Annotated in this window: 24 protein-coding genes; 12 read left to right on the plus strand and 12 right to left on the minus strand. The window is 47.7% G+C overall.

Translation table 11 applies throughout. The features are described 5' to 3' along the window. Positions 1-186: 186 nt before the first annotated feature. A complete protein-coding gene (locus BRW63_RS03220; RefSeq protein ID WP_073069470.1) occupies positions 187-1464 on the plus strand; it encodes a hypothetical protein in 1278 nt (425 codons plus the stop codon). Between the two features lie 12 nt (positions 1465-1476). On the opposite strand, the gene BRW63_RS03225 is transcribed toward BRW63_RS03220, so the two are convergent. After that, on the minus strand, positions 1477-1989 hold the full coding sequence (locus BRW63_RS03225) for a hypothetical protein (RefSeq protein ID WP_223257275.1): 513 nt from the start codon (positions 1987-1989) through the stop codon (positions 1477-1479). A gap of 25 nt (positions 1990-2014) precedes the next feature. On the opposite strand from BRW63_RS03225, the gene aroA reads away from it, so the two are divergent. Beyond that, the gene (aroA, locus tag BRW63_RS03230; protein WP_073069472.1) at positions 2015-3361 is read left to right on the plus strand and encodes a 3-phosphoshikimate 1-carboxyvinyltransferase; all 1347 of its coding nucleotides are present in this window, start codon (positions 2015-2017) and stop codon (positions 3359-3361) included. A 258-nt stretch (positions 3362-3619) separates the two neighbouring features. On the opposite strand, the gene BRW63_RS03235 is transcribed toward aroA, so the two are convergent. Together BRW63_RS03235 and BRW63_RS28055 are read right to left on the minus strand one after the other, a co-directional pair. Further along, positions 3620-4021: a fasciclin domain-containing protein gene (locus BRW63_RS03235; RefSeq protein WP_073069473.1), complete on the minus strand. Its 402-nt coding sequence runs from the start codon at positions 4019-4021 to the stop codon at positions 3620-3622. Between the two features lie 21 nt (positions 4022-4042). Beyond that, a complete protein-coding gene (locus BRW63_RS28055; RefSeq protein ID WP_181314321.1) occupies positions 4043-4216 on the minus strand; it encodes a hypothetical protein in 174 nt (57 codons plus the stop codon). A 113-nt stretch (positions 4217-4329) separates the two neighbouring features. Between BRW63_RS28055 and BRW63_RS03240 the strand changes: the two genes are divergently transcribed. Beyond that, positions 4330-5256 carry a LysR family transcriptional regulator gene (locus BRW63_RS03240; RefSeq protein ID WP_073069474.1) on the plus strand — a complete coding sequence of 309 codons (927 nt, stop codon included), beginning with the start codon at positions 4330-4332 and terminating at the stop codon, positions 5254-5256. A gap of 42 nt (positions 5257-5298) precedes the next feature. Here the strand turns inward: BRW63_RS03240 and BRW63_RS03245 are convergent, their stop codons facing one another. Then, positions 5299-6492, minus strand: a complete 1194-nt coding sequence (locus tag BRW63_RS03245) for a Coenzyme F420 hydrogenase/dehydrogenase, beta subunit C-terminal domain (RefSeq protein ID WP_073069475.1) — start codon at positions 6490-6492, stop codon at positions 5299-5301. Positions 6493-6536: 44 nt separating this feature from the next. Here BRW63_RS03245 and BRW63_RS03250 point away from each other — a divergent pair, with 44 nt between their 5' ends. Further along, complete coding sequence (locus tag BRW63_RS03250) at positions 6537-6851, plus strand: DUF6737 family protein (RefSeq protein ID WP_280523171.1); 315 nt, start codon at positions 6537-6539, stop codon at positions 6849-6851. A 435-nt stretch (positions 6852-7286) separates the two neighbouring features. On the opposite strand, the gene BRW63_RS03255 is transcribed toward BRW63_RS03250, so the two are convergent. Together BRW63_RS03255 and BRW63_RS03260 are read right to left on the minus strand one after the other, a co-directional pair. Next, complete coding sequence (locus tag BRW63_RS03255; RefSeq protein ID WP_073069604.1) at positions 7287-7763, minus strand: TPR end-of-group domain-containing protein; 477 nt, start codon at positions 7761-7763, stop codon at positions 7287-7289. Between the two features lie 206 nt (positions 7764-7969). Next, the gene (locus tag BRW63_RS03260) at positions 7970-8533 is read right to left on the minus strand and encodes a hypothetical protein (protein WP_073069476.1); all 564 of its coding nucleotides are present in this window, start codon (positions 8531-8533) and stop codon (positions 7970-7972) included. A 169-nt stretch (positions 8534-8702) separates the two neighbouring features. Between BRW63_RS03260 and BRW63_RS03265 the strand changes: the two genes are divergently transcribed. From BRW63_RS03265 to BRW63_RS03275, 3 genes are read left to right on the plus strand one after another with little or no spacing between them, the layout of a single operon-like run. Next, a complete protein-coding gene (locus BRW63_RS03265; protein WP_073069477.1) occupies positions 8703-9077 on the plus strand; it encodes a DUF433 domain-containing protein in 375 nt (124 codons plus the stop codon). Further along, complete coding sequence (locus tag BRW63_RS03270; RefSeq protein ID WP_073069478.1) at positions 9074-9469, plus strand: ACP S-malonyltransferase; 396 nt, start codon at positions 9074-9076, stop codon at positions 9467-9469. Before BRW63_RS03265 ends, BRW63_RS03270 begins: the two co-directional genes overlap by 4 nt. 60 nt (positions 9470-9529) lie before the next feature. Further along, positions 9530-10276, plus strand: a complete 747-nt coding sequence (locus BRW63_RS03275; protein WP_073069479.1) for an endonuclease/exonuclease/phosphatase family protein — start codon at positions 9530-9532, stop codon at positions 10274-10276. A gap of 12 nt (positions 10277-10288) precedes the next feature. Here the strand turns inward: BRW63_RS03275 and BRW63_RS03280 are convergent, their stop codons facing one another. Further along, the gene (locus BRW63_RS03280) at positions 10289-10927 is read right to left on the minus strand and encodes a Uma2 family endonuclease (RefSeq protein WP_073069480.1); all 639 of its coding nucleotides are present in this window, start codon (positions 10925-10927) and stop codon (positions 10289-10291) included. A 167-nt stretch (positions 10928-11094) separates the two neighbouring features. Between BRW63_RS03280 and BRW63_RS03285 the strand changes: the two genes are divergently transcribed. Both BRW63_RS03285 and BRW63_RS03290 read left to right on the plus strand, forming a co-directional pair. Next, positions 11095-12426 (plus strand): 16S rRNA (cytosine(967)-C(5))-methyltransferase, encoded by a 1332-nt coding sequence (locus BRW63_RS03285; protein ID WP_073069481.1) that lies wholly within the window; start codon positions 11095-11097, stop codon positions 12424-12426. Between the two features lie 22 nt (positions 12427-12448). Continuing rightward, complete coding sequence (locus BRW63_RS03290; protein ID WP_073069482.1) at positions 12449-12862, plus strand: tellurite resistance TerB family protein; 414 nt, start codon at positions 12449-12451, stop codon at positions 12860-12862. A gap of 14 nt (positions 12863-12876) precedes the next feature. Here BRW63_RS03290 and psb35 read toward each other — a convergent pair whose 3' ends face one another. The 5 genes from psb35 to petP form a co-directional block, all read right to left on the minus strand. Next, positions 12877-13080, minus strand: coding sequence for a photosystem II assembly protein Psb35 (psb35, locus tag BRW63_RS03295; protein WP_073069483.1), 204 nt, complete (start codon positions 13078-13080; stop codon positions 12877-12879). A 93-nt stretch (positions 13081-13173) separates the two neighbouring features. Beyond that, positions 13174-15480 carry a transglycosylase domain-containing protein gene (locus BRW63_RS03300; RefSeq protein WP_073069484.1) on the minus strand — a complete coding sequence of 769 codons (2307 nt, stop codon included), beginning with the start codon at positions 15478-15480 and terminating at the stop codon, positions 13174-13176. 221 nt (positions 15481-15701) lie between these two features. Continuing rightward, positions 15702-16724 (minus strand): chlorophyll synthase ChlG, encoded by a 1023-nt coding sequence (gene chlG / locus BRW63_RS03305; RefSeq protein ID WP_073069485.1) that lies wholly within the window; start codon positions 16722-16724, stop codon positions 15702-15704. Positions 16725-16745: 21 nt separating this feature from the next. Continuing rightward, positions 16746-17846, minus strand: coding sequence for a Get3/ArsA fold putative tail anchor-mediating ATPase NosAFP (locus tag BRW63_RS03310; protein ID WP_073069486.1), 1101 nt, complete (start codon positions 17844-17846; stop codon positions 16746-16748). Positions 17847-17970: 124 nt separating this feature from the next. Beyond that, complete coding sequence (gene petP / locus BRW63_RS03315) at positions 17971-18189, minus strand: cytochrome b6f subunit PetP (RefSeq protein WP_244913151.1); 219 nt, start codon at positions 18187-18189, stop codon at positions 17971-17973. Between the two features lie 114 nt (positions 18190-18303). Here petP and hisF point away from each other — a divergent pair, with 114 nt between their 5' ends. The 3 genes from hisF (at position 18304) to BRW63_RS03330 (ending at position 20941) form a co-directional block, all read left to right on the plus strand. Further along, positions 18304-19074, plus strand: a complete 771-nt coding sequence (hisF, locus tag BRW63_RS03320) for an imidazole glycerol phosphate synthase subunit HisF (RefSeq protein WP_073069488.1) — start codon at positions 18304-18306, stop codon at positions 19072-19074. A gap of 133 nt (positions 19075-19207) precedes the next feature. Beyond that, the gene (locus BRW63_RS03325) at positions 19208-19492 is read left to right on the plus strand and encodes a hypothetical protein (protein ID WP_073069489.1); all 285 of its coding nucleotides are present in this window, start codon (positions 19208-19210) and stop codon (positions 19490-19492) included. Positions 19493-19675: 183 nt separating this feature from the next. Continuing rightward, a complete protein-coding gene (locus tag BRW63_RS03330; RefSeq protein ID WP_073069490.1) occupies positions 19676-20941 on the plus strand; it encodes a ribulose bisphosphate carboxylase small subunit in 1266 nt (421 codons plus the stop codon). The last annotated feature ends 15 nt before the right edge of the window (positions 20942-20956 follow it).

The raw sequence follows: 20956 nt of genomic DNA on the forward strand, positions 1-20956 counted from the left end.
TTTTATTCGGTAGACTTAACATCTTACCGATAAAATTTTAATGATCTGGCAAATGGCATCCCATTATGTCATGGGAGGACGGAATTTTGGGGAAGCTCTCGGGAATTAGAGGTCAATGGAGAGTCTGAAACCTTCTAGTCTTGAGTCAGTCACCTAAATATTAGGGATCGCTAACATTTATTTATCATGACCGCCAATTTTCTTCAACAGCCCTGGGTAGGAACGATCGCGTTTATTTGCTTGATAGGAACATTGCCTGGACAAGCCGCAACTTCACCCGTGCCTCAACCGAGTCCTGTCGGAAAGCCTGCACCTCAAAAGCCACCGTCTCAACCCGACAAGTTTCCGCCTAGCCCGCTAGAGTTGACGGCACCTGATCCTCTATTGCCGGGAGGATTGCAGCGTCCTTTAAGTGAGTCGGAGCGCCAGAAGCTTGGCACTGCTTTGGATGATCTCAACGCCCAAGCGATCGCAAAGTATCGATCGGGCGATATTATCAACGCCTTTGAGATCTGGAATCGCGAATTGCGCTTGCGTCGAGCGTTAGGTTTGTTGAATGAAGTCGAAGCACTGGGTCGGGTCGGCGATATCGCCTGGAAGCAAAATCAGCCCAATCAGGTGATTGTGATCACGAGACGGCTGCAAGCGATTCAGAAGCAGGTGCAAGCCCCAAGCGCCAAGACAAATCTGTCAGAGCGTCCTCAAATCTTGCAGGCCCTAGGGACGGCCTATCAACTGGTGCGATCGCCCGGTTTGGCAGTCAGCGTCTATGAGCAGATGCTAGCAGAAGCTCGTCAGCGCAAAGATGCCACCGAAGAAGTGAGTTTGCTCAACACGATCGGGCAACTGCATCTCAGTTGGTTTGACTACCCCAAGGCGACAGCAACTTATCAAGAATTGCTCACCCTTTCTCAGGGGCAGCGCGATCGAGCGGGTGAAGCCTTCTATCTCAATCAGCTTGCCTATGTTCATGAACAAGCCAAACAACCTGCTCAAGCCATTCCATATCAGCAGCAACTCGCTGATCTTTATCAAAAAAATTCACAGCCTGAGTTGCTTCCCGCTCTCAAAATCAGAATCGCCGATAACTACGCAACGAGTGGTCAGATCAATTTAGCCGAGCAGAACTATCAGGAAGCCTTTAAGCTGGCACAACCCGTCTTTCAACTGGCATATGCAGGGGATGCTTTGCGAAAATTGGGGGTGCTGTATCGCTCCAACGATCGCTTAGATGCCGCTTTGCAGGTTTATGAATATCTAGCTGGAGTCGAGCAGCAGGCCTATGACACTTATGGACTGATGGATACCTACGATCAGATTGGACAGATTCATCTGGCGCGCAAAGCCTATCCACAAGCGTTGACTGCGTTTAATCAAGGGTTAGCCGTGGCAAAGCAACTCAACTACCGAACCGATTATTTCACCAGTCAAATTCAGCAAGTGGCTCAGAAAACTGGGCAATAGTGCTTGAATCTGCTAATCGGCTTGAATGTCTAAGTTCAACACATAAGAGCCTAGTTGAATCTTGTCTGACCAAAGTTCATATTCTAAGTGCAAGCGCTCAGGCAGAGTCTTGCCATCAAGGTTTAGCCGACGCGTAAAATTGCGAAGCTGTAGCTGACTGCCCAGCCCAGCCTGACCGCCTTGCAGCCAATAGCGGCTGATGCCATAAACGCCGCGCTCCCAGTGGTGACGATAACTGAGCTTGCCATCGCCCTGCATCGTCATGGTGATGCGGTAGGGAGACATTTCTAACCACAACAATCGAGGCGTGGATGGCTGATTCTGGGTTGATGGCTGATCGCGCTGCTCGTGATCCACTGCGACTTTAGGCTCGGTCAACAGCAGATGAAACCGTTCTTGATCTCGCTGATAGATTGTGGCGATCGCCTGCACGTCAGACCAAACAGGCAAGTCTGTAGACACGATCGAAAGCGAGACAAGTCTGTGATGGTGGGTCAGCATGGAATGGTAGGATGACTTACGCATTGCGATGTCAGTCTAGCTGATCCCCATGACAACTCCTACTTCGATCGCTTTAAAGATTACTGACCAGCAGCATGAGTTAATCATCAAAAGCACAGGGCAAGCACTACACGGGCGAATTCGAGTGCCGGGAGACAAATCGATTTCTCATCGATCGCTGATGTTAGGTGCCCTCGCTGAAGGGGAAACGATCATTCACGGGTTGTTGCTGGGTGAAGATCCGCGCAGCACGGCAGAGTGCTTTCGGGCAATGGGAGCAACGATTTCAAAACTTAATGCAGAAGAAGTGCGGGTGAATGGCATCGGGTTGGGCAATCTGCAAGAACCTGAAGATGTGCTTAACACTGGGAACTCTGGGACTACAACTCGATTAATGCTGGGGATTTTAGCGTCGCATCCAGGCAAGTTTTTCACGGTGACGGGCGATCGCTCGATTCGTTCTCGTCCGATGTCTCGCGTCGTTAAACCTTTGCAGCAAATGGGCGCACAGATTTGGGGACGTAACGAAAATTCCCTCGCACCTTTGGCGATTCAAGGACAGGCTTTAAAGCCGATTCACTATCATTCTCCGATCGCCTCTGCCCAAGTCAAATCCTGCATTCTCTTAGCGGGGCTGATGACTCAAGGACAAACAACCATCACCGAACCTGCTCTCTCACGCGATCACAGCGAACGGATGCTCAGAGCATTTGGGGCAGAGTTGAGCGTTGATTCCGAAACCAATAGTGTCACGATTACCGGACAAGCCCGACTTAAAGGACAAACCGTGATCGTTCCGGGAGACATCAGTTCGGCAGCATTTTGGCTCGTGGCTGGGGCGATCGTCCCCGGTTCTGATTTGACGATCGAGAATGTCGGTGTGAATCCGACTCGCACTGGCGTGTTAGAAGCCTTGGCACAAATGGGCGCAGACATTGCTCTCGAAAATCAGCGCGAAGTTGCCGGAGAGCCTGTTGCAGATCTGCGAGTGCGTCACAGCAAACTCAAGGCTTGCACGATCGCCGGAGATTTAATTCCTCGCCTGATTGACGAAATTCCGATTTTGGCAGTCGCCGCCACCTTTGCCGAAGGAACCACCGTGATTCGAGACGCTGAAGAGTTGCGGGTCAAAGAGAGCGATCGCATCACCATCACTGCAACTCAACTTAATCTCATGGGAGCCAGCATCACCGAGTTGCCCGACGGTATGGAAATTGTCGGCGGCAAGTCGTTAAGGGGGGCTGAAGTCGATAGTCATACTGACCACCGGATTGCGATGAGTTTAGCGATCGCGGCGCTCAACGCGACGGGTGTCACAACTATTCATCGTGCAGAAGCGGCGGCGATTTCTTATCCTGATTTTACCGCCACTTTGCAACAAGTGACCCCAGAGTGAACCGCAAATCTACGTATCGGCACGGCACTGCCGTGCCCAGAGTCGTTCCAAGTAACCAACGTGATGTAATTCAACGTGAGTTCGACGAGTTTTTTCGCTGCGTTGTCAGCGGCTTCTGCCCCCTAAATCCCTCAATTTGGGGGACTTCAAGCCAAAATTCCCGGTTCAAAGTCCCCCAAAATTGGGGGACTTAGGGGGCTTCCCGAATTCATCATCGGAGTGAACCACTTCTATCGAACTCACGTTAATTTACGATCGCTAACCCATTAAAATCACCGTATCAATAACATGGATCACGCCGTTATCAGCTTCGATGTCGGGAGCGATCACGGTAGCATTCTTTACCTCGAAACCATCGGTGAAATTTAGTTTAATGGGCGAACCTTCGAGCGACGTGACAAAATCGAGCTTCTCTAAATCAGCTTTTGTATATTTTCCAGCCACCACATGAAAGGTCAAAATTCGAGCCAGCTGAGGAATATTTTGCACCAGGGTTTGAATCGTTCCGGGTGGTAGTTTAGCAAAAGCATCGTCCGTCGGCGCAAACACCGTAAACGGGCCGGGACTCTTGAGCGCATCTACTAAGTTAGCGGCTTTGACGGCGGTCACTAACGTATTAAAAGATCCTGCACCAACAGCAATGTCAACGATATCAGCCATAGTAAATATAAAATTGAGAATCTACAGGAGAAACGGATTTGCGATCGCGACCAGATTTTGAACCTGATTAGAAAAGCGCTGCACGTCAGAGGTGAAGGTGCCAGTCTGCGATCGCTGCAAGTCAGAAACCCGCAATAGCTGGGCAACGGCTCCAACAAAACTTTGAATCGTGCAACGCTGATTGGAAGGGAGCATATGCTCTTATGGATTATCATATCTACAAAATTCATAGTGAAAAGTCATTGTTATCAATAGACGCAATAGACTTTTTTCTATGAGTAGATGCTTATCGCCAGGAGCCATTCGCCTTGCAGAACGCTACCCTCCACCAACTCAAAGTCTTTGAAGCGGTTGCTCGTCACAGCAGTTTTACCCGTGCTGCCGAGCAACTATTTCTGACTCAGCCAACAGTTTCAATGCAGGTCAAGCAGTTGTCAAAAACGGTAGGTTTGCCACTGTTTGAGCAAGTCGGCAAACGCCTTTATCTGACCCCTGCTGGCAAAGAACTTTATGCTACCTGTCGAGATTTATTCGATCGCATTGCTCAATTTGAGATCGCGATCGCTGACCTTAAAGGACTCAAACAGGGCTGTTTGCGAATCGCCGTTGTCACCACTGCAAAATATGTGATTCCTCGCATTCTCGGCCCGTTTTGTCAGCGCTATCCCGGCATTGATATTTCTCTGACGGTGACTAATCATCAATATGTATTAGATAGTCTCAACGACAACCGCGACGATTTATATATTCTCAGCCAGTTGCCCGAAGATTCTGACGCGACGGCGCATTCATTTATGGAAAACCCATTAGTGATGTTAGCCCCGCGTAATCATCCTCTTGCTCACGAGAAAAACATTCCCCTAAAGCGGATTGCTGAAGAACCTTTGATCATGCGAGAACCAGGTTCGGGCACACGCAAGGCGGTGAAACAACTGTTTGACTCCCAGGGGTTGCTGATGAAAGTCAAACTCGATTTGGGCAGCAATGAAGCCATCAAACAAGCGATCGTAGGCGGCTTAGGGCTTTCGGTGCTCTCTAAACACACGCTGGCGCTGGAAGGACTCAATAACCAGTTGATGATCTTAGATGTCGAAGGCTTTCCGATCGAGCGCTATTGGTATGTGGTTTATCCATCAGGCAAACAGCTATCCGCGATCGCGCAAGCTTTCTTTGACTATTTGTTGAATGAGGGCAAACAAGTTGCTGAAGAAACGGCGTTTGAGAAACTGCTCTAAAGTTTGGGGTTTGAATGGGAATTCCTCACTCAAACCTCAAAATTAGTCTGGTAGTTTATATTGCCCTACAATCCGTTTTGCGTAGTCTGGGACGTGCTGCTCTAGCTTTTCGGGGTAGTTGCGCTTGACATATAAATAGTTGCGGGTGAAGTGAGAATCGATCGAGAATCGCGCATACTCCAATCCCTTAGGGCCGATTTTCTCGATTACCACACCCATCAGTTTGGCTGCCCACATCGGCAAAGTCACACCTTTATCATAGGCAGGAATGCTTTGCTGGACGGCGTTTTTGCGATCGCCCTGCGACATCACAGGCTGAGTTTCGATTTGGTCTTGCACTAAATCGAGCATTTCTTGACCGCGATCGTTTCGCACCACAATCCACTGCCAGCCAAAGGGCGCGCCCATATATCCAACCACCAGATCTGATAGGGAATTTACATAGTCAAAGCAACTCAGGCACGAGGGCGCGAATACGTCTTTAAGCTCATTGGTTTTTAAGCCAAAGAAGGGCACCAATTCAGTCGAGCCATCTTCATGCTTAAAATGCACCTTAAAGTCTTGCATAAACTCGTAGTAGACGACTGTATCGGGCGATCGGCTCGTCGTATCTAAAAATTTCTGCAATCCTGCGCGGGTCACATTGTCGGTGCAGGGAGTGCCCAACACGTAAAGCTTTTCGAGTCCTAGCTGCTGTTCGACGGCTCGAAGGGCTTGAATCTGACAGCCGACTCCGATCGCTAACAATCGCTTCATTCCAGACTGTTCGATCTCTTCTAAAATCGACAAATTTGGCGAAAGCGTCGGTTTATTCACTCGTGCAGCCAAAATATCTTCAGGTGTGCGAGCAATGACAGGTTTAGGTTGAAAGCGATCGTCCTCACTATTTTGCACACAGACGACTCCTTCAACCATGCCGCGATTCAGCATTTCAATGGCGATCGCACTCACAATCCCCGTCCATTGCGCTCCTGGAATCGGTTCTTTTTTCCGCGCTGCCATCATGTCTTGACTCACGCCAAAATACCAATCGTCCTGGTTTTCTAAATCGCGACTGCGCCCGTGAACGGTTTCTTCGAGGGCGGCAATCTGTTGATTGAGAAATGCACACGCATCTTTAACATAGTGAATATAGTAGGTGTCACACAGCCCACACTCGCTGCACAGTTCTTTAGCAGGGCGACGGCTAGACGATTTGAGGGCTTTTGCCTTTTTGTGAGGATGCGCCAGAGTCATGGGAGGGCAGATTCTATAAAAGGTCACTTGATCACAATAACCTAATGCTGTCGCCTGAAATCGTCTCTGATTGCTATCTTGAACAGAGTGACGTTTATGAATTGCGATCGATGCAGCCTGATATCAACAAATCCTCTAGCGTTTGGGACTATAAGCCTTGGTGGTGTCGACCCTGGTCAATTTTGCTGACCGGAGTCACGTTGATTAGCGGCAGTTGGATTGTGTTTAAAGCGATTTGGGTGACAGTGCTGGTGGCGATTCCGATTTTGACCTGGATGGGCTTTTTTCTGTTGGTTTATCCAAGGTCAATGGCTGAAAGTGGCGTGTTGCAGGTGCAAGAGGAAAGCGATCGGATTTGATTTGGGGGCACTCGGATGAAATTTTTAGTGAATAAAGGCTTTTTTATTATATTGATGCGTTTTGTTGTTTGCAATTAGCGATCGCTTATACAAAACTTGAAAACGAAATATAAATATAACTATTTTTTACAGCTTTCTTGATCTCGTCTTTAAATACAAGAGTTTGCTTATCCGATCGTTGATTTTGTAATCTGTTCAAGGATTTCGTTTTTGTGTACACAATTTTGCTTACGCGTTTAAGTATTTCTTAGCGGATTATCGCTTGAAGAAGTGCAGCAACTTCAACAAATAGATAAGTTTTCGCCGAAATGAAGTTGATGAGATTTATGTACATAGGTAACAAGGCTATTTTTCTGAATCTGCTGATAAGCATCATTCCTAGCATTCTGTTTAACTAGCAAGCAAATTCTGATTGATCGTCACAAGCCATCATACTTAATTCCTCAATAATTTCTGAAATTGCTCATCGTTCCTGATTGGCTTAAAATCAGAATCTTCTTGTGCCATATTCTTATATTTTCCATCGGATGCTGTAAGCTCAACCGCTTTTCGTAGACTTTCGATCGCCGGTTCAATTTTGTTTAGTAATGCCAAATAACAAGCTTTGTTGTACCAAGCTCTTGCATAATTAGGCTTAATTTTGATGGCTTGTTCACATGATTTAATCGCATCGTCATATTGTTCTTTGCGTCTGAGAGCAGCACCTTGCTCAACCCATGCAGAATAGTATTTATCGTCAATCTCAAGAACCTTTTTATGTGCCGCAATTGCCTCATCGTATCTTCCCAACCATCTCAGCGCTTTTCCCTTACCTAGCCAAGCATCGGAGGAGTTAGAATTTGCTTCGACTGCTTTCTCATAAGCATTAAACGCTTTTTCATACTGGCGACCATAATAAAATATTTTCCCCAAAGTTACGAAATCCTTTTCTGTGCATGACTCAGGCAAAATTAGGGTACTTAATGTTTTTGCTAAGTCTCGAAATTGTTCCTTTTGGTCGGGTGCGACCTCTACCTGATACTAAAGTGACTCAAGCCTCCTGCTGATAAGGTTTTTGAACGATTTCACAGTAGTCTTTTTGATTATTCATTGATCAATTTTACAGGCACTCAAAACCCTTATGGAGCAAAAGGTAATCGGTTTTTTCCAATGTATCGGATGGAGGTCGCACCCTTTTGGTCAGGCGTAACACTCTCTTCAAAGCTTAGAGTTGAGTAGGTTGGAAGCACCAAGGACATAAACAGAGCTACAGTTTCTTTCTGCAAATTGATAATTGTCTTCCTTGTTTTCTCGATATCATCTCCAGTTTTTCGCATATACTCTTCTTTAAACTCCTTTTTCCACCTATCAGCTAATACTAGCCCTGCTGTACTTCCAAATAGCACAGCGACTAGGGAAGCGATCAGAGAGATAGAGCCTACAGAAGTGGTAAATTTTTCGTTAACTTTGTTTTGAATATAAAGCTCAACCTGATCTTTATTATCTTTCTTAAGCCGATCAACCTCCTCTCTAGTCGTCCGATATATTTTGTCCTCGATTGCTTTATCTTGCTGGGTTAAACTCGTAGAAGGTTGTGTTGACGATTGAGATGGATTTATTGGTTTAGGTTGAGCGACGATAGCACTTGCAGATAGAAGGCAAAAAGATAGCACCGAAGAAAGGAGTTGCAAAGAAACTTTCATCTTTGATTAATGTAAATATGGTGACTTGCTATGCTCTACACGAAGAAATTTTGATTTTCCGTATATTTTTACGATTATTTAGAGAAAAATCGATATAGACAGAATAGATATCGCTCCGGGTAGGTTTGGAGCCAGTTACTATAGAGCTAACTTCTAGAAGGTTGTGGCTATGACTCCAAGACCCAACGAGCAAGTTAATATTGTCCGTACCGAGCGAGGATTGACGATCTCTGGAACACGCATTACTCTGTACGACGTGATGGATTATGTGACAGAACATTATCCACCTAAATTTATTCGCACCATGCTCGACCTTACGGATGACCAAGTGAATGCTGCTTTGTCCTACATTGATGCCCACTATGCAGAGGTTGAAGCAGAATATTATCTTGTTCTCCAGCAGTCTGAAGAGCTACGGCGGTATTATGAAGAGCAAAATCGCGAACGAACTGCACGCATTGCATCAAATCCTCCTAAACCAGGAACAGAAGCAATCCGAGCAAAACTTCAGGCAGAAAGAGCGAAGCTTGAGTCGCAGGCATGAAATTTCTGGTTGATCATAATTTAAGAGGGCATTCTGTTGTCTTAGCAGGCAGTCTTACAGCGAGTGGATGGCTTGACTTAATCTCTATATGCTTCGTCTTGTTTGAAGAAGTAGGGTTAGCGATCACTAGCGATGATCGCGTTGTTTGGCAGTGCGCTCAAACTAATGAAATGATTCTCCTGACCGCTAATCGGAGCATGAAGGGAAAAGACTCGTTAGAACAAGTGATGCGAGAAGAAAACACTTCCATATCGCTTCCTGTCGTGACGATCGGAAACATCGATCGATTACTGGTTGAACCAGATTATCGAGAGCGCTGTGTCAACCGTTTGGTTGATATCGTCGTTGACATCGAAGACTATCGGGGCGCAAGGCGAATTTTCATCCCGTGACGCAATCAATATTTGAGTTGGTGGTTAATATAGTCTTGAAGTGATAAATAATACATTGCTATGAATTCATCCCCTCAGCTTCGCATTGCTACTTGGAACCTGGAACGCCCCAAACAAAACGGTTGGGTTAAAAATCAGCGTCGTCTTGATAAAATTCGTGAGATTGATGCAGACGTGTGGGTGCTGACTGAGACGAATACGGCGATCGCGCTTCCCAGTGATTGTGAGGCTGTCACATCAGCTTCCATTTCTGGATATCACGCAGCAGGTGAAAATCTCTCAACAATTTGGTCACGCTTGAAAGTGCTGCGTTCTATTCCCACATTTGATCCAGCTTGGGCGGTTTGTGCTGAGGTAGATTCGCCACTCGGAGCCATGATTATTTATGGAACCGTGATTACTTTCGCTAATGATAAAGGAATGAGTGGAACTGCAAAGCGATGGGAAGAACATCGTCGATTCATTCAACGGCATCATGAGGATTGGTTGCGGATTCAGAAACAGTATCCCAATCATTTAATGTGTGTTTCGGCTGATTTTAATCAGAGTCGAGATCAGTCAGGTTGGTATGAAGAGAAGCAGTCAGTTGAGATGCTGAGTGCAGCCTTACACGATCTTTCAATGGTCTGTGTGACTGAGGAAAATCTGCAACTTAAAGGATTCTCTCGATCGACCGTTGATCATATCTGTTTGTCTGAGCGTTTAATTTCTCACCAGGTAGAAGTAGGGGCTTGGGAAGGCACAACACAAGAAGATGGAAAGATGAGTGACCATAACGGTGTGTTCGTAGATCTACGGCGTGAGTGAAAAGTGAAATCTCTATTCTTTTCCAAACTCTGATATTAACCAAGCAACAACCTGACTTTGATTGGTTTGACGAGATTGCTGCAATGCTGTTTGAAGTAAAGAGATTTGCAGCTTAGGTAATACTTTAGATTCCGTAATCCGATAGCTACCTTGGTTCTCAATTGCAAACGCCAGCACTCGAACATTTTTCACATCCAAGACCCAATATTCCTTGACCCCCAAATCTTCGTAGAGCAATCGCTTTGCACCTTGATCGTCAGCGAGAGAAGTATTTGCGACTTCGATGACCAAATCAGGAGGTGGATAGGTGTCTAAGTCGATAATAGTAGTCCCCCAAGGAATCGCTTCAGCATTGGCTCCGATGTAATACGCAATATCGGGTTGAGCCTCCTCAAACTCTACTTTACGGAATGTGCAGTTTGTTAACCCTTGAGTTGGAATGGCTTTGAGACCGCAAAATAAGTTGACTGTAAAACTCGCGATCGTATTGTCGGCAGCATGATCATGCCCAAGGGGAGCCATTTCAATCCTCATTCTGTGGTCATAATAATATCCTTTAGCTTTTGCATAAGCCTGATGACCAATCACTTGCAGATACTCTTCCCAAGTGGCGCTAACCCATGTGTCGGTGGAAATTTGAACCTGTTGCATATCTATACGCGGCACATCAAATGAGGATATTCACACGCTATCACACCGTTAGAGTTTGAATTCGAGATGAGCTTTAAAACACAGATCACGACTGATTTGACTGACAATCTCTCGAAGCTTCATTCTGATTGCTATTCTGAATATGGCAATTTTAGAACATCGCTCTCTTGACCCAAACCTCTCGCCAACTCGCATTTCTTGCCCTCCGCTTAATCAAAAAAGGCGCTTTTGCAGATGTCGCCGTTGACAAAGTGCTGCATCAGACCGAATTGAGTGCGGTCGATCGCCGCCTGCTGACCGAACTAGTCTATGGCTGTGTGAGACGACAGCGAACGCTAGATACTCTGATTGACCAGCTTGCAACCAAAAAAGATCAACCCCCAGATCTGCGAATCATTTTGCATTTGGGATTGTATCAACTGCGCTATCTCAATCAAATCCCGGCATCGGCGGCGGTCAATACCACTGTTGAGTTAGCCAAGCAAAACGGATTTTCAGGGTTAACTGGATTTGTCAACGGATTGTTGCGGCAATATCTGCGCGCTAGTGAAGCCAGCGATCCCCTAAAACTACCTGACGATCCGATCGAGCGATTAGGCGTTTTGCACAGCTTTCCAGATTGGATTGTGCAAGTTTGGCTCGATCAGTTTGGGCTGGCAGAAACCGAAAAGCTCTGCGAGTCTATGAACCAGCCGCCTCACATTGATCTGAGGGTGAATACGCTGCGATCGTCCCTCTCTGAAGTCGAAGCCGCGATGCAGTCTGCGGGCATCCCAGTCGAGCGAGTTCCCCATCTGCCCCAGGCGTTGAGATTGCCGCAAGGCTCAGGGGCAATTCAAAATCTACCTGGCTTTCAAGAAGGCTGGTGGATCGTCCAAGACAGTAGCGCTCAACTTGTGGGCTATCTCGTCGATCCGCAACCAGGCGAAGTCATTGCAGATGCGTGTGCGGCTCCAGGCGGAAAGACTATGCACCTGGCAGAATTGATGCACGATCATGGCACGGTTTGGGCCTGCGATCGCACGCCTTCTCGCCTCAAACGATTGCAGCAAAATGTCGATCGGCTGGGTTTAAAGTCGATTCAGATTTGCATTGGAGACAGCCGCGACTTGCCGCAGTTGGTTGGACAGTGCGATCGTGTTCTCATTGATGCGCCTTGCTCTGGCTTAGGCACTCTCAATCGCCACGCTGATGCTCGTTGGCGACAAAATCCCGAAACCGTTCAAGAACTCTCTCAGCTTCAGAGAGAAATTCTCAATCACACGGCATCTTGGGTCAAGCCAAAGGGCAGTTTAGTTTATGCAACCTGTACGCTTCATCCTGTTGAAAATGAGTCAGTGATTCAAAACTTTTTGAGTCAGCATTCTGATTGGAGGATTGAGCGCCCAGAGTCTGATGCAACGATCGCGCCATTTTTGCAACCTGAAGGTTGGGCGAAAGTATTGCCCCATCAGCAAGTCATGGATGGATTTTTTATGATAAGACTAAAGCGGGTGTAAGACCGGGAGAAATGATAAACCGATGGCAACTGATATTAAAACGCTGATCAAAATTTTAGTTGGGGTCGCTTGGCTCGACGGCAAAATCCAGCCCGAAGAGCGGCAATATCTGCATCAGATTACCCAAGAGAAAGGCATGGCAAACGATCGCGAAATTCAGCCACTTTTGCACGAACTCCGAGCAGTGAAGCCAGAAGAATGCTATCAATGGCTGCGAGATTATCTGGGTGAGCGTCCCACCTCTGAAACCTGTCAAAACCTAATCGAGTCGATTAGCGCTCTAATCTACAGCGATGGGACGGTAGCGATCGAGGAAGCCAAACTGCTCTCAAGATTGCAGCTAATCGACACAGGCAATGATACCCCAGAGCGTTTCTATAACAAAGTTTTGTCTGCGCTCCGCAAAGTTTATCAGCGTTGGCTGACTGAACTGTAAAAACTCAGATCGGTTTACAGACCCGGAGTTTCTTCTTTTTTGACTTCTGGCACCACGTCAGGGCGCTCTTTATCTTCCCAACCCACTGGGCGCTTAGAGTTATACCAGGCAAGCGACCCAAAGGTAACGGCGGCAATGAATCCCACTACATAAACTACAGTGGCAGACACCGGAAAGTTCATGCCGCCGTAATTAGACACATCCATAAGAATACTCATTTGCACAATTCCTCAAATATTTTACTAGGGTCAGGATATTAGAGTGAGTTTATCAATACATCCACCACAGGTTTGATTCGCTCAGTTTATCTTCTAGTTCCCTGGTGGGGGTAGTGGGTCTGAAGAAGCAGGAGCCGGATCTAACGGAGCTTCTCGTCGAGGAGGTGGCTCTGGTAGGGGAGCCGCTGACTCTGGAGGAGGCTCTTCTTGACGAGGGGCTGGCTCTGGTGCCGTCTCAGCCGGGGGTGGATCGGCAGGCACAGATTCATACGATCGCTCAGATCTTGGCTCTGAATAACTGCTTTCGGGGGCATCACCGCTTTGACTTTGAGACTCATCCGGGTCAGCAGATCCGCCTAGCGATCGTGTGCGATTGGGTTTGACGGGTTCAGCTTTGAGGCTACCCTTGCGATCGTCCAAATTTGCAGGAATCTCTGGAAACTTCTGAATCGGCATCCCCTCGACGGAGGCTTTCATAAATTGGTGCCAAGCATAGGCGGCGGTGCCACTGCTGCCCCAAGTCGGGCTATTGTCATCGTTGCCCAACCACACCCCTGCCACCAGTTGAGGAATATAGCCAATAAACCAGAGATCTCGCGCTTTCTCAGAAGTGCCTGTTTTGCCTGCGACTGGTCGATCGATTTGAGCGGGTCGCCCTGTGCCATCAGAAACAACGTTTCGCAGCATCCAGGTCATAATTGCGGCAGTTTCGGCATCAAGGACTTGTTTTCTTTTAACGTCAGCTTGATAAAGCACTTTGCCCTTGCTGTTGATGATGCGACGAATGCCGTGAGGCTCGATCGCTTTCCCCTGAGCCGCCAAGGTGCCATAAGAACTGACCAACTCTAGCAGGTTAACTTCATAAGCACCCAAAGCCATCGAGTAAGTAGGATTCAGCTTTGAATGAATTCCCATACTCTCGGCAGTTTTAATTACGGGGTTGAAGCCGACATCAATCAGAGTTTTAACTGCAATCACATTCACCGATGCCGTCAACGCATTGCGGATGTTCATCCAGCCTTTGTATTTGTTGCTGTAATTTTTGGGCTGGTAGCCGTCTACCACAAATCGTTCGTCTAAGTAGGAACGATAGGGAGAAAACCCAGCCGCGATCGCCGTTGTGTAGACAAATGACTTAAAAGTCGAACCGGGCTGTCGCTGGGCTTGAGTGGCTCGGTTAAACTGACTTTCTTTATAAAAGTCGTAGCCGCCAACCATCGCTCGAACTTCACCACTGCGGGGATCGATCGCCACCATTGCCGCTTGTTTAAAGTTTTCAGCAGAACCCTCTACTTCAATGGCATCTTTGATCGCTTTGTCTGCCGCTTTTTGAAACTTCGGACTGAGTGTCGTTTCTACCGTGATTCCGCCTGCTTCGAGTGCCGCTTTTGAGATATATTTCGGCAACTGCTGCTGCACATAATAGGTGAAGTAAGGCGAATCACTTTCTATTTTCTTGGGCGAACTCGGCTTAATTTTCAGGTCTTCAGCTTTTGCAGTTTCAGCTTCCGCAGGCGTGATATAGCCTGCCTCAACCATTTTATCAAGTACCACATTGCGACGCTCACGAGCCTTTTCTAAGCTGACTATGGGCGAATAGAGGCTCGGCGCGGGAGGAAGTCCGGCGATCGTAGCAGACTCTGAGAGCGTCAATTGATTGACCGACTTGCTGAAATAAATCCAAGCCGCGTCGCCGACCCCATAGGCGTTAGAACCCAGATAAACCAGATTGAGATAGCGTTCTAGAAGCTGTTGCTTATCAACTTCTCGCTCTAGTTTTTGGGCGAGTAGAGCCTCTTTGACTTTGCGTCCGATGCTGCGATCTTGGTTAAGAAACACCACGCGAGCCAACTGCTGCGTGATCGTGCTGCCGCCTTCGACCAAACTGCCGGAGGTCAGGTTACGCCCGATCGCTCGCACGATCGCCTGATAGTCAACGCCTGTGTGTTCATAAAATCGGCGATCTTCTGAGGCAATAAACGCATTGATTAAAGGCTTAGGAATTTGGCTGATCGTCAGCTTTTCGCGGGTTGCCGGCCCTAGCTGGTGCAAAACGGTGCCATCTGAAGCTTTGATCGTGAGGGTGCCGGGGCGCGAAAACACAGCCAAATCAGCAGGGTTGGGCAGACTACGATCGATCTGCCAGGTGGCAATTTTAAAAACTCCAAAGCCTCCTACCAAAATCCCTAGCCAAAGAAGTCGCCGACGTACGATAGGATTCTTGAGCGGAGGAGGCAGCTTTTGCTCAAATTCATTTAGCTTTCCGCCCGCTTTGTCGAAGCGTGCCTGCCACCCTGGTAGCCGAAGATTATTTAGCAACCTTGTAAATCTGCGGTTTTTTCGGGCGCGTCGATCGCGTCGTGCGATTTGCCGATTTTGATCATTTTGTCCATCAGTCATGGCTTCCAGCCTGGTTGCTTGGGAGTTATGGGTAGATCTGCCTGTAGAGTTTGAGTCATCCTTTGTCATGATCTGCGACTCATCTCACCAAGTTTTTTGGATCAAAATATTGGGATCGCAATTCTGAGACTCAGATTGACCGAAAGCGCTCAGATAGTCAACCGTATGCATCAAAATGTGATGACTTCTGCCTGGTGACCTAGAGCCTATGTTAAAGCGGCTTAAATTGCAGCATGACCAAATGCTAAGGCAGCCACTAACATTCCTAGCACCAAAAAGGGTTGAGCGCTTGCCTGATATTTCACATCGTTTTTGAGCGGATCGCGCAGGAAATACATATCCTGAAAAGTAATTTGCGGAATTATCAGCAGAATTAGAATGACCGCGTACAAGTTTTGATGAATGCTGATCAAATAAGCAGCAATTCCGGCTTGAAACAGGTCGATCATCAAAACGCAAATCCAGGCAGCGTTAGTGACTCCAAACATCACAGGGAGCGATTTGAGTCCGAGTTGACGATCGCCCTCCACACTCTTGAAGTCATTAATAATCGCAATTCCTAACCCAGAAAAGCTATAGAAGAGAGTCAGCAGCACGATCGTGCTATCCAACTCGCCAAACAAAGCGTGACCCGTCCACCAAGGGATTGCAATATAGCTAGCACCGAGCGCAAAACTGCCCATCCAGCCATTTTGCTTGAGCTTGAGCGGCGGCGCAGAATAGATGTAAGACAAAAAAGAACCGCCGATCGCCAACGCTGTAATGGTCGGAAATTCGTGCCCCGCCCATTGATCAAGCGCATAAGCAACGCCGATCCCCGCCAGCAGCAGCACCCAAATCTGAATTACAACTTGAGGCAAAGAAATTGCACCAGAGGGAATCGGGCGATAGGGTTCGTTGATGGCATCAATGTCACGATCGTAATAATCATTGAGAATCTGCGTGTAGCCCGTTAATAAAGGCCCTGCTAACAGCATGCAAGCGGCTGAAATCAGCACATTTTCTAAAGTCCAGGTATAGTTGCCCGATGAGGCTGCACCGCAGATAATTCCCCACATGAGCGGAATCCAGGTGATCGGCTTCATCAACTGCAATCGGATCTTCGTCATCGAAGCCCCTTTTACATCGGCTCCTTTCATGCCGAGGAGTTGACGAGTTTTTGCGCTGCGGTCATCCGCTACAACTCCCGGCAAAGAGTCCGGGGAACTAGAAGTCACTTCAATCTCAGGGGATGAGTCAGACATAACGAAAGATTGTGAAGAGGTCTAGAACGAAATAATTAGATAGCCGTCTTGAAACTTAGCACCTTTAACGGGTTGTCCCCGCAGTTGCGGCGGCAGATCCACATTACGCCGCTGGTCGCCCGCTTCGATCGTGATTTCAGGGCCCGATTGGGTCAGTTTGACTTGCTTTTTATCAAACCCTGGTAGAAAGAGCGAAACTTTGCGCTCGGAGACGTTAACCGCGATCGGACGTGGAGCCTGACTTGCCTGATCTTGAAAGTTTGGCAAGACATCGATCAAGGGCTGCCAGTCGTTGACGGATTGGATCGGAATCGTCGTCACCAAAAGCGGATCAAAGGCAGTCGTCACCTCATCGGCTCCAGATGCCCGGTTGAGAATCACACCGCCCACCGTCAATCCAATTTGTTGAGCGCTGCCCCAAAGATATTGAGCCGTGGCGATCGCCGCCGGATCATTAGTCGTCACTAAATAGGCTGCCATGCGCTGCGGGTTAGCGACCACCTGCTTACCCTGCTCTAGCAGATCATTCACCTGACCTGTAGGTTGAGCAAAGTTGTCGCCTACAAAGCTGACATTGGTCAAGACGGTGCTTGCTGCGAGTTGAATCACAGGTGACAGCGCTTTACCTAGATCAGACTCAACAAATAGCTTGCGAAATCGCCGAATATACCAGCTAATCGTTTCGGGTAGTCCTAACATTCGCAGCGTAGCTTGATCGCCAGACCCGTCATAGACGATCGCGTCATATTTGCCGCTGCTCTCATATTCTCGAATGGCATTCAGCGCCAAGGCAGTATCCATTCCTGGCAAAACGCTCAATTCTTGCCCAAACACTTCCTTAAAAAAAGGCGTGCGAAGGTATTGCGCTTCTAGTTTTTTGACTTCTTCCCAACTGCGTTCTAAAAGCGTTGCAGTCTGTAGCTGAACGGCGTATAAGTTGGGGGAAATCTCTTGGGGATCGAGGCTCAAAGCTGTGCCCAGTGCCGCCCCAAACGCCGGACTAGAATCCTGTCCGAGTAGTAAAACTCGCTTGCCCTGATTTGCAAGTTTTTTGGCAGCCGCGATCGCGATCGTCGTTCGCCCGGTGCCACCTTTGCCTAAAAACGTCAAGATAAAAGCCATATTTAACTATTCCGAGCCAACTTAACCATTAGAGTTTTGAATTTTGAACCAACGCAACCGAAAATTCAAAATTCAAAATTCTTTCATTTCCTCATGTTAGCGACTGCACGGAATCGGGAGCGCTTTAATTAAACAACTCTAGTTCGTCTTCAAAGAACCAGGTTCCGGTGTTGTCTTCAAACTGAACTAACATCCCAACTCCATAACCGTCCACAACTTTAAAGTCGCGAATAGTGCCAGTTTTACCCAGTTTTTTAATGATTTCCTGAGAAACCCGATCGCGCAAACGTCGAACCCGAACTTTTTGACCGATTTCCATTGCAAACAGACTGATACAAGCCATTCAAAAGTTTACCAGGATGTTGCATCAGATTAAGGCTTTTGGTAATTCGTCATTCACAAAGAACAAAAGCCAGAATGATAGGATTCAAGGACTATTTCAGGTCTTAGAGGCTCCATGCTGGCTAAAAGAATTTTGCCTTGTCTAGATGTAAAAGCAGGGCGCGTGGTCAAGGGCGTGAATTTTGTTGATTTACGGGATGCGGGTGATCCGGTTGAGTTAGCGAAAGCTTATAACGAGGCAGGCGCTGACGAACTGGTGTTTCTCGACATTACAGCCACCCACGAAGACCGAGACGTGATCTACGACGTGGTTTATCGAACGGCGGAACAGGTGTTCATTCCCTTAACCGTTGGTGGAGGCATTCAAAACTTAGAGACGATTAAGAAATTGTTACGAGCGGGAGCCGATAAAGTCAGCATTAATTCTTCTGCGGTGCGCGATCCCGACTTTGTTAATCAAGCAAGTCAGCGATTTGGCAATCAGTGTATTGTGGTCGCGATCGATGCCCGTCGTCGCTCCGATCCCGCAAATCCAGGCTGGGATGTGTTTGTGCGCGGAGGGCGAGAAAACACGGGACTAGACGCGATCGCGTGGGCAAGAGAAGTCACAGAACGCGGGGCTGGAGAGCTTTTGATCACTAGCATGGATGCCGATGGCACTCAGTCTGGCTATGACTTAGAGCTGACTCGGACGATCGCAGAGCAAGTCCAGATCCCCGTAATTGCATCGGGGGGTGCAGGTAACTGTGAACATATCTATGAAGCAGTCACCGAAGGGAAAGCTGAGGCGGCGCTGCTTGCGTCTTTATTACATTACGGACAGTTAAGCGTGGCTCAGATCAAGACCTACTTGAGCGATCGCCAAATTCCGGTGCGCTTCACATAGAGAAACTCCACGACTGATAAGCGTTTCAAACTATTTGCCAAATCAATAATTTGCACTATTATTGGGATCTGAAGTGCTGACAAATATTAAAAGAGAGCAACGTTTTATGAGCGTCTGTTACACTGTGTAAACTATGCTAATCATTATTCTCGTGATTGTGATTGCTCTTGTCGCCTGGTCTTTGCAATTAATGCAAGAGGCAGTTGAGCAGCGTGAATTTTCTCTAATGTTGGCAGGCACGCTTGTGGCATCTTCGGCAGCCGCATTGATGACTGTCTATTTTTTGATGGGCAACTGTATGGGTCACATGGCTCGAATGTCTCATGACACGTCTGCTTACTATAGTCAGCCTTATGAGTCAGTCACCTGGTCTTTAGATCAGGAAGAGTTAGAAGAGGCACAGGCTTACTATCGATGAAGCGAATAATCGTCTTGAAGGTTTTAACCTGCTCAATCTCTTCAAATACAGGCACATTCCTTCTGTAGGATCTAGACAGCGATCGCACAATATAGCGAGACTGATCAGGTGGGTAATACCCATCTTATTTTTTGTCTTGACTCGCCTTTTCTCTGATGTCTCCAATCATTGGTTTCTAGCTTCATGAGTTACTACATCTCTCCCCGCTTTATCGATAAACTTTCGGTTCATATCACCAAAAATTACTTAGATCTCCCCCAGGTCAAAGTGCCTCTAATCTTGGGAGTTCACGGACGCAAGGGAGAGGGCAAATCGTTTCAATGCGAGTTGGTGTTTGAGCGGATGGGAGTCGAAGCCGTTTATATGTCAGCAGGAGAACTAGAAAGCCCTGATGCAGGCGATCCGGCTCGGTTGATTCGGTTGCGCTATCGCGAGGCGGCAGATATTGTCAAAGTGCGCGGCAAAATGGCGGTGTTGATGATCAACGACATCGACGCAGGAGCGGGGCGCGTTGATCAATTCACTCAATACACGGTGAATACACAGCTAGTTCACGGCACATTGATGAATATTGCCGACAATCCAACCAATGTGCAACTTCCGGGCAGTTATGAAATTGAGCCGATTCAGCGCATTCCGATCATTGTCACGGGTAACGATTTAGGCACTCTTTACGCCCCGTTGACTCGTGATGGACGCATGGAGAAGTTTTTCTGGGAACCCGATCGCGACGATCGCATTGGCATCGTCAGCGGCATTTTTGAAGTCGATCACCTCGATCGCCGCGACGTTGAGCAACTGGTGGATGCGTTTCCTGACCAGTCGATCGACTTTTATGGAGCGCTGCGATCGCGCCTCTATGATGAACAAGTCCGCAAACTCATTCAAGAAGTTGGCTTAGACCACATCTCAATGCGAGTCGTCAACAGTGCCGAACGTCCGCCAGAGTTCCGCAAACCCGATTTCACCCTGTCACATCTTCTAGAACTGGGGCAGTTGATGGTCGGTGAGCAGCAGCGATTAAAAGAAATGCGGTTAGTAGATGAATATAATCGTGTGATTGGCAATCGCAAGCTTGGCGAAGTCAACATGATGCCGTCTGCCCCAGCTCCCATCAAATCAAATGGACATACGCCGCCATCGACCAGCAGCTATAGTGGTCAGCCTTCTAGCACGCGCCTCGATCCAGAAATGGTGAGCGAACTCAATCGCATTTTGGGACACGGACACCGCTTAGGAATCGAGTTTGTAGACGATCGACGTTTTCGCAACAATTCCTGGAGTTGTTACGGCACTTTTGAAGGGAATGGAGCCGACGCGATCGCAGCATTAGAGTCCTGCCTTGCCGAACATCCGCGAGACTATGTACGTCTAGTAGGAGTTGATTCGCGCGATCGTCGCCGAGTGATCGAAACCATTATTCATCGTCCCGATGGCAAACCTGCTTGATCGTGAATTTATCGC

The sequence above is a fragment of the Phormidesmis priestleyi ULC007 genome (assembly GCF_001895925.1).
GTDB lineage: Bacteria > Cyanobacteriota > Cyanobacteriia > Leptolyngbyales > Leptolyngbyaceae > Phormidesmis_A > Phormidesmis_A priestleyi_A.